The organism is Agathobacter sp. LCP21S3_B2 (assembly GCF_052118705.1).
GTDB lineage: Bacteria > Bacillota > Clostridia > Lachnospirales > Lachnospiraceae > Roseburia.
Map to the genome: position 1 here is coordinate 145,674 of NZ_JBQKGQ010000009.1, position 6,340 is coordinate 152,013.

5 protein-coding genes and 1 pseudogene are annotated in these 6,340 nt (G+C 36.6%); 1 reads left to right on the plus strand and 5 read right to left on the minus strand.

Features of this window, described 5'->3' with window-relative positions:
• Positions 1 to 16: 16 nt before the first annotated feature.
• Complete coding sequence (locus ACTQ1L_RS08445) at positions 17 to 583, plus strand: Uma2 family endonuclease (protein WP_441366555.1); 567 nt, start codon at positions 17 to 19, stop codon at positions 581 to 583.
• Positions 584 to 699: 116 nt separating this feature from the next.
• On the opposite strand, the pseudogene ACTQ1L_RS08450 reads toward ACTQ1L_RS08445, so the two are convergent.
• The 5 genes and pseudogenes from ACTQ1L_RS08450 to ACTQ1L_RS08470 all read right to left on the minus strand — a co-directional run.
• Positions 700 to 867, minus strand: a pseudogene (locus ACTQ1L_RS08450) (PD-(D/E)XK nuclease domain-containing protein); the annotation flags it as partial.
• An 8-nt stretch (positions 868 to 875) separates the two neighbouring features.
• Positions 876 to 1,277: a hypothetical protein gene (locus ACTQ1L_RS08455; protein WP_441366556.1), complete on the minus strand. Its 402-nt coding sequence runs from the start codon at positions 1,275 to 1,277 to the stop codon at positions 876 to 878.
• A 101-nt stretch (positions 1,278 to 1,378) separates the two neighbouring features.
• The gene (locus ACTQ1L_RS08460) at positions 1,379 to 2,167 is read right to left on the minus strand and encodes a deoxynucleoside kinase (protein WP_441366557.1); all 789 of its coding nucleotides are present in this window, start codon (positions 2,165 to 2,167) and stop codon (positions 1,379 to 1,381) included.
• Positions 2,168 to 2,694: 527 nt separating this feature from the next.
• Positions 2,695 to 6,123 carry a hypothetical protein gene (locus ACTQ1L_RS08465; protein ID WP_441366559.1) on the minus strand — a complete coding sequence of 1,143 codons (3,429 nt, stop codon included), beginning with the start codon at positions 6,121 to 6,123 and terminating at the stop codon, positions 2,695 to 2,697.
• 12 nt (positions 6,124 to 6,135) lie between these two features.
• On the minus strand, positions 6,136 to 6,340 hold a 205-nt coding region (locus ACTQ1L_RS08470), incomplete at its 5' end, for a transposase (protein WP_441366561.1).

Genomic DNA, 6,340 nt, shown 5'->3' on the forward strand with positions numbered 1-6,340 from the left:
GAAAGGATGCATGAATATGTCACTCGCCTTACAATCCGATATAGCAACTATCACCCTTGAAGAATACGAAAAGCTTCCTGAAGATAAGCATATAGAAGTGTTCAGTGGAATAGCCTACAATATGTCCAGCCCATCCCAGGAGCACCAAACTATCTCAATGGAACTGTCCACTATCATAAACACATATATTCGTGGTCAAAATGGTCCATGCAAGGTATTTCATGCACCGTTTGATGTAAAGCTGGAAGATACCCCTCTAACGATAGTACAGCCTGATCTGATGATAGTCTGTGATAAAAGCAAGCAGGATGGCAAGCGCTGTAACGGTGCCCCTGATTTCATAATAGAAATCGTATCTCCCGGAAATGCATCCGATGACTATATCCGCAAACTGTACTACTATAGAAATGCCGGAGTCAGAGAATACTGGATTGTGGACCCACGTCGTAAAATTATCACTGTCAACTATTTTGAAGGTGAAATGCTGAGTGTGCAGTATTCATTTGATTCCGTAGTCAAAGTAAACATATATGATGATCTGTTCATAGATTTCTCTGAGATATCCAAAATGCTTAATTCATAAACAATTACAGCCCATTTAAAATGCCTCTACGAGGCAGGGACTGTAATCACACAATAATTAACACTATGGTTCATAGCTTGACAGCGCGGTGTCAAGCTTGCGTCTGAACAGTAACTTTACAATTTCTCACCAACCACCCTGCACCGCTTCCTGCAAAAAGCAATGCCATAGGCTAAAATATCACACCTGCCCTCATCCCGCAGAGCCTCATCATAGCGCTTATTCTTGATCTGTGCCATAGCAGCCTCGCACGCTGCGTCAAGCTCCTTCATCTCCTTAGCATAGCTAAATATCATACTCCATACAGAGCGCATGTTAATTTAAATTTCTTTAGTATCGCTGTGATAATGCTAGCTAATCCTACTGCACATAAAAAGCTAATCATGACCTGTACTATCGGCGGCACCTTACCATTTAACGGAATAATCGTCAGATATATGATCTGCTGATGGAACAGATAAATTCCAAAGCTCTTATCCTTCAAACCATTCCATATTTTTGATTTTTTTATATTGACCAAATTGTCCGTAATCATTTTTACAGTGTTATATATGAATATCACTCCCATATACGAACACATATAACTTAAAACCAAACCAATCAATCGAACTATCTCCGATGCCGTTGTATTTACTTCAATTGCTTTCCCGATTACAAAAAAGGCTATTGACCAACAGCCACTTATAGGAATCATCCACCTATTCTCTATCTTTTTCTTCTCACATCATTTTCTCTTACACTCATGCTTTTTCTCCATATGCATAAAAATACTTAAACTCAAATCCTTCTTCTGGTTCACCGATTCATAATCGTGAAGGTGTAATTCTTTGCAATAATTGTCTCTTCCTGGAATATCTCGTTTATAATACGATGTTCCAATGCCTTTCTTCTCTCCAGATGTGCCAGCAGACCTTCCATTCCATGAAGTGAGTGCTCTTTGGCATATGGAGATGCTTCAATATATCTGACCATTAGCGGAAACCATAATTCATTTCCATTTTCATCAGAACGCTCCTTCTTAATCACCTCAATGGCACTACGAATATCATCCACATCCAGATAGATAATTTGATATGATTTACCTGACAGTATCTGTTTAAGTCTTCTATAGAAATCAAGAATCTCCTCATCTGTCATCGTCAAATAGAGCATCTGATTTTCAATAATATTCTGAAAAATGGAGCATTCAAAAATCTGTCCTTGTCCATCCCATTTCTCGTAACGCTCTAAAATGACCTTTTCGAAAGAAGCCTTGTCAAGATTTCCATTATAGATTTCATATTGTTCTAAATCCTTGTGAAATCCCTCCACATCAGTCAATATCTGTGTGTAACATATTATTCTGTGTTCTCCTTCCTCAATTGTCTTAGTTACAATTTCATTTTCCAGACTTGGATAACGTTTCAAAATATCCTGATACTGGCTCTTTGTAACATACGCACACCATGCAAGTTCGACAGGTGAGTAGTCCCCCTCTCGAAACACCTTATATTCAGGTAATTGCTTCGAAAGCCTGTTTACTGTTGTACTTTTTCCGGATCCTTGCAGACCTTCTATAAAATAATTTGATAAACCCTTGTTCATAATCAGTTTCCTCTTGCTGGCAAGACCTCCCTTGGTACCACACGTTTCTTTCTCTCCATCCATCTGCCACATTTACCACAGTTAATTCCGAGTAGTTATTGGACTTCAGTTTGATTAGCAACCTTATCCTTAACTGTAGCCTGATGTGATTTCTGTTCGTCAGACCAGAGATTTGCCTCCACCTTCCTTCAGATTCCCCTCACGTTAATCATAGTTGTTTCTATGAATAGGACACCCTTGGTCTTGACTATATCCTTCCCACTACTAGTACAACGGTTTCTTAATAACTGGACTTTTTGCGCTGAATATTTTTATGAGAGTGCTAATCAAAAAACGTAGGCGTAGCGGGCTACGCTGAGGATTTTTGAGCAGTGCTATCATGAAAATAGGCAAGCAATAAAGTCTAGTTAATTAAAAACCGTTGTACTAGGGCGGATTTGGGACTCTCACCCATTAGAAACGTGCGCCGCAAGACGCACTAAGAAAAGGCCTCCTATGATTTATTTTATCATAGGAGGCCCAATATTTTACCTGCTAAATTTCTTCTTTTTTAATATACCAAGCATTCCAAATCCGCATGCAAGCATCATAACATATAAAGTAATGTCAGCATCTCCGGTCTTTGGTGTAGTTGCAGGTTTTGTCTCAGGTTTTGCATCTGGTGTAGTTGTAGGTTTTGTCTCAGGTTTTGCATCTGGTGTAGTTGTAGGTGTAGTAACTGCTGGGGGTTCATTCTTTGGTGTCTCTGGCTTTACAGCAGTTCTGTCTACATTATCATATACGAGAATGTAATTAGATGCATGCTTAAAGTTAAGCTCAACCTTACCTTCTTTATTGACCTTTGCAGCCTCAATCAATTCAACCTCACCATTATCCTTATACCAGTAAAGATTTACATACTGATTTTTCTTGTCTTTTCCTACATTAAGAGTAAGTGTTGCATCAAATCCAAATTCGCCATCATGCGTAAGTGCAATCTGCATTGAATCTTTATTTCCCTTTGTAAGTTCCTCAAGAACTTTATCAGAAGCCACATCAACATCAACAGTAACCTCGAGGTTAATTTCCTCTTTTGAAATACTATCAATATCTTTACCATTGATTGTCCATGAGTAACCGTTCTTCTCATCAACATTCATATTGAATGTCACATCTACATCCTTGCCTTTTGCAGCCTCTAAGATTTCTGTTGGAATAACAGTTGCAACCTTATTATTATCAATCATAGGAATATCAACTTTATTGTTCTTCTTATCTGAACTCTGGTCAATAGATGTAATCTTATTAACAGTATCATTAATATCTTCTGTTGATAATTCTACAGGCTCCTTTATCTTAGAAATGACTTCACCTTTCTTTATTACCTTGTTGCAACCTTTACAGCAAATATCTCCTGTGTAACCATCCATTAATGATGTGGCAAATACTTTACCATTAACATATGTATCACCTACATGATTATCTGCATCTGTGTACTCTAATGACTTAGTTGCTCCACATATTACACATTGGCATTTCTTAATACCGGATTTCTTACATGTTGCTTCAGAAATAATTTCCCTCTCGCTCCAGCTATGAATACACTCATTAGCTACAACGTATTGGCCTTCTCCATCAACATCAACAACATTTATGAAATTTTCTGTAAAAATCTGGTCATCCCGTTCTTCCTTAAAGCCTCTAGCCCAGCCTTCTGAAACATAATCTAACTTGCCAGTAGCTACATCAATTTTATATACATATAAGCTCTCTTCGTAGAATCCATCAGCATCATAAGAAGCTTCAAAGATATTCTTGTCAATAAACTCTGTAAAATCAGTTGTTCCCGGACAATTACTCAACTTATAATATACGTATTTTCCTGTATATCCAGCATCTTTAACCATCTTGTCGACAGAATTGTCTGTTCCTCTTGCAAGAACTGGCTTAAAATCTCCTGATGCATATGTATCAAGATTAAGTCTGAAGGAGAAATCCTCTACATCCATAGCTATCGAATTGAATCCACCTGATTTAGCCTTCTTGATAGTGGATTCTGAAATAACTGTAGTTGAATCACATTGATAAGCAGTAAACTGTGACCATGAATATTCATTAATATTAAAGTTCTGGTTTGCCAATAATTTATCAACAGGATCATCAATTGACTTTACATCATTAAGATCAAACTCCGCATATAAATACTTCTGCTTCTTACCATCTTTATCAGTGTATTCATCTTCTAAAACTGTAATATTATCTGAATCAGAAATAGTTTTTAAAATCACATTGATAAATACTATACCATTTACATTTTTTCTAGTAGAAGAATCTTTGTACTCAATTTCTATAGCAGCTCGATCGCAATCATCAATTGCCTTAACATTACCGTTCGCATCGATTGAAAGATTATTTGGTTCTAAAGAATTAAACTTAATATTAGTCAAATCAGCCTTTGTCACAGGCTTTCCTTTATATGAAAGTCCCAAATCGTCAATAATTGAAGCTGTAGAACCTTCAGTCATTTCAAAGCTTGATAATGTAAAAATATTTTCCTCATTATATGGATTGCCCCATCCATCTAAATCTTCAGGCATAACTTCATTATCCCACTGTGCATGGAAGATAAGGTCTTTGTCTTTTAATACATATGATTTACAAGCGGCAACATCCTTAAATGTAACAGGATTGCCAGTCGAATCTAAAACCAGCTGATATGAACCCTTTTCTCCCCATGTTCCTTCATACAAATACCAATTTGTAATAGCTTTATATCCTGGTCTTGCAAAGTTTATAAGCTCACATCCCATCGCATCATTTGTGCAATGTCCTGGAAGCACCATTGTGCATGAACGATTCTCCATATCTGTATATCCATACGTAGGAGTTCCATTGTTCCAGTCCTGAACATATTTTTCCTGGAATTTAGCTTTATCTCCTGCAATAATGAATACATTGTAAATCTCGTTCCATATTGGAGAAACAAAATATTCTTTATTTACATCTAGTTTTGAATCTACCGTATAGTCATACATTTGTTGCGTTGTATCAAATTTTGCAATCTGTATTGGACCATCTGTTCCCCAATAACAAAGTTCCCAGCCTTTAAAATATTTTGAGTATGTAGCTGGAATATTAACATTAGTACGGTCACCTAATTTTTCACCAAAATTATACATTCCATTCCAATAGAATTCTCCGAGGTCAGCGCCACCATTTATACTTAATCTGATAAATATATCTTTACCATCTTCTAAATCTGGAATGTTACCCCAACCATTTAATTCATCAGGCATATCTTCATTATCCCACTGTGCGCGGAATACAACGTCCTTATTTCCAATAATGTATTTTCTACAATCATCAACCGACTTAAAGGTAATTGGCTTATCATTTGAATCTAATGATTTATTGTATGAACCATTTTCTCCATTTGTACCTTCGTATAAGTACCAGTTTGTAATGGCAGTGTATCCATCTCGTTTGAAATTATATATTTCATTACTCCAGCAATCATTAATTGAAAGGCCTGAAATAACCATTCCTAATCCCATATCATTCTCATGATTAAATTCTTTATAAACTGGATTATTATTCTGATCCCAAGAATCCAGAACTTTCTCTACAAAAGTTGAATTATTTCCCGCCGCAAAAATAACATTATGAACTTCTTTCCAAGTTGGCATAACATAATATTCTCTTCCTGCTGGGAAATTTGTAGCGTTTACTTCATAATTGTATAAATCCGCATCCGTTTTAAGTATTGCTAATTGAGTCTTCTCGTTATTAACAACATATCCTATTTCCCAACCTGCAAAACTACTCTTATACTTCGCTGGAATTGTTGCACGAGTGCGGTCACCGATTTTCTCTCCATAATTGTATCTTCCATCCCATGAACCTTCATGCATGATTCCGCAATTACTGTTCATCCAAATTCTTACATCGTTTCCTGGATCAACCTCAACCCAACGCACCAAATTTTTGGCTCAATCACAAAACTTATGGGATTTAGGATTCCTCACATAATCAACTCTGCTCATATCAATGAGTTTTAAAAAGAAATACTCATCGTCAGGATATCCATACCCCTGCCGGCGAATCGTCTTGATTTTATTGTTGATGCCTTCCATCTTACCTGTTGAGATATGATACACTGCATATGTAATGATTCCATCATGATGGTTCATGAGA

Bases quoted from the DNA above. Each gene is read 5' to 3' on its own strand.
- ACTQ1L_RS08460 (WP_441366557.1), bottom strand. From the start codon at position 2,167: ATGAACAAGGGTTTATCAAATTATTTTATAGAAGGTCTGCAAGGATCC.
- ACTQ1L_RS08445 (WP_441366555.1), top strand. From the start codon at position 17: ATGTCACTCGCCTTACAATCCGATATAGCAACTATCACCCTTGAAGAA.
- ACTQ1L_RS08455 (WP_441366556.1), bottom strand. From the start codon at position 1,277: ATGATTCCTATAAGTGGCTGTTGGTCAATAGCCTTTTTTGTAATCGGG.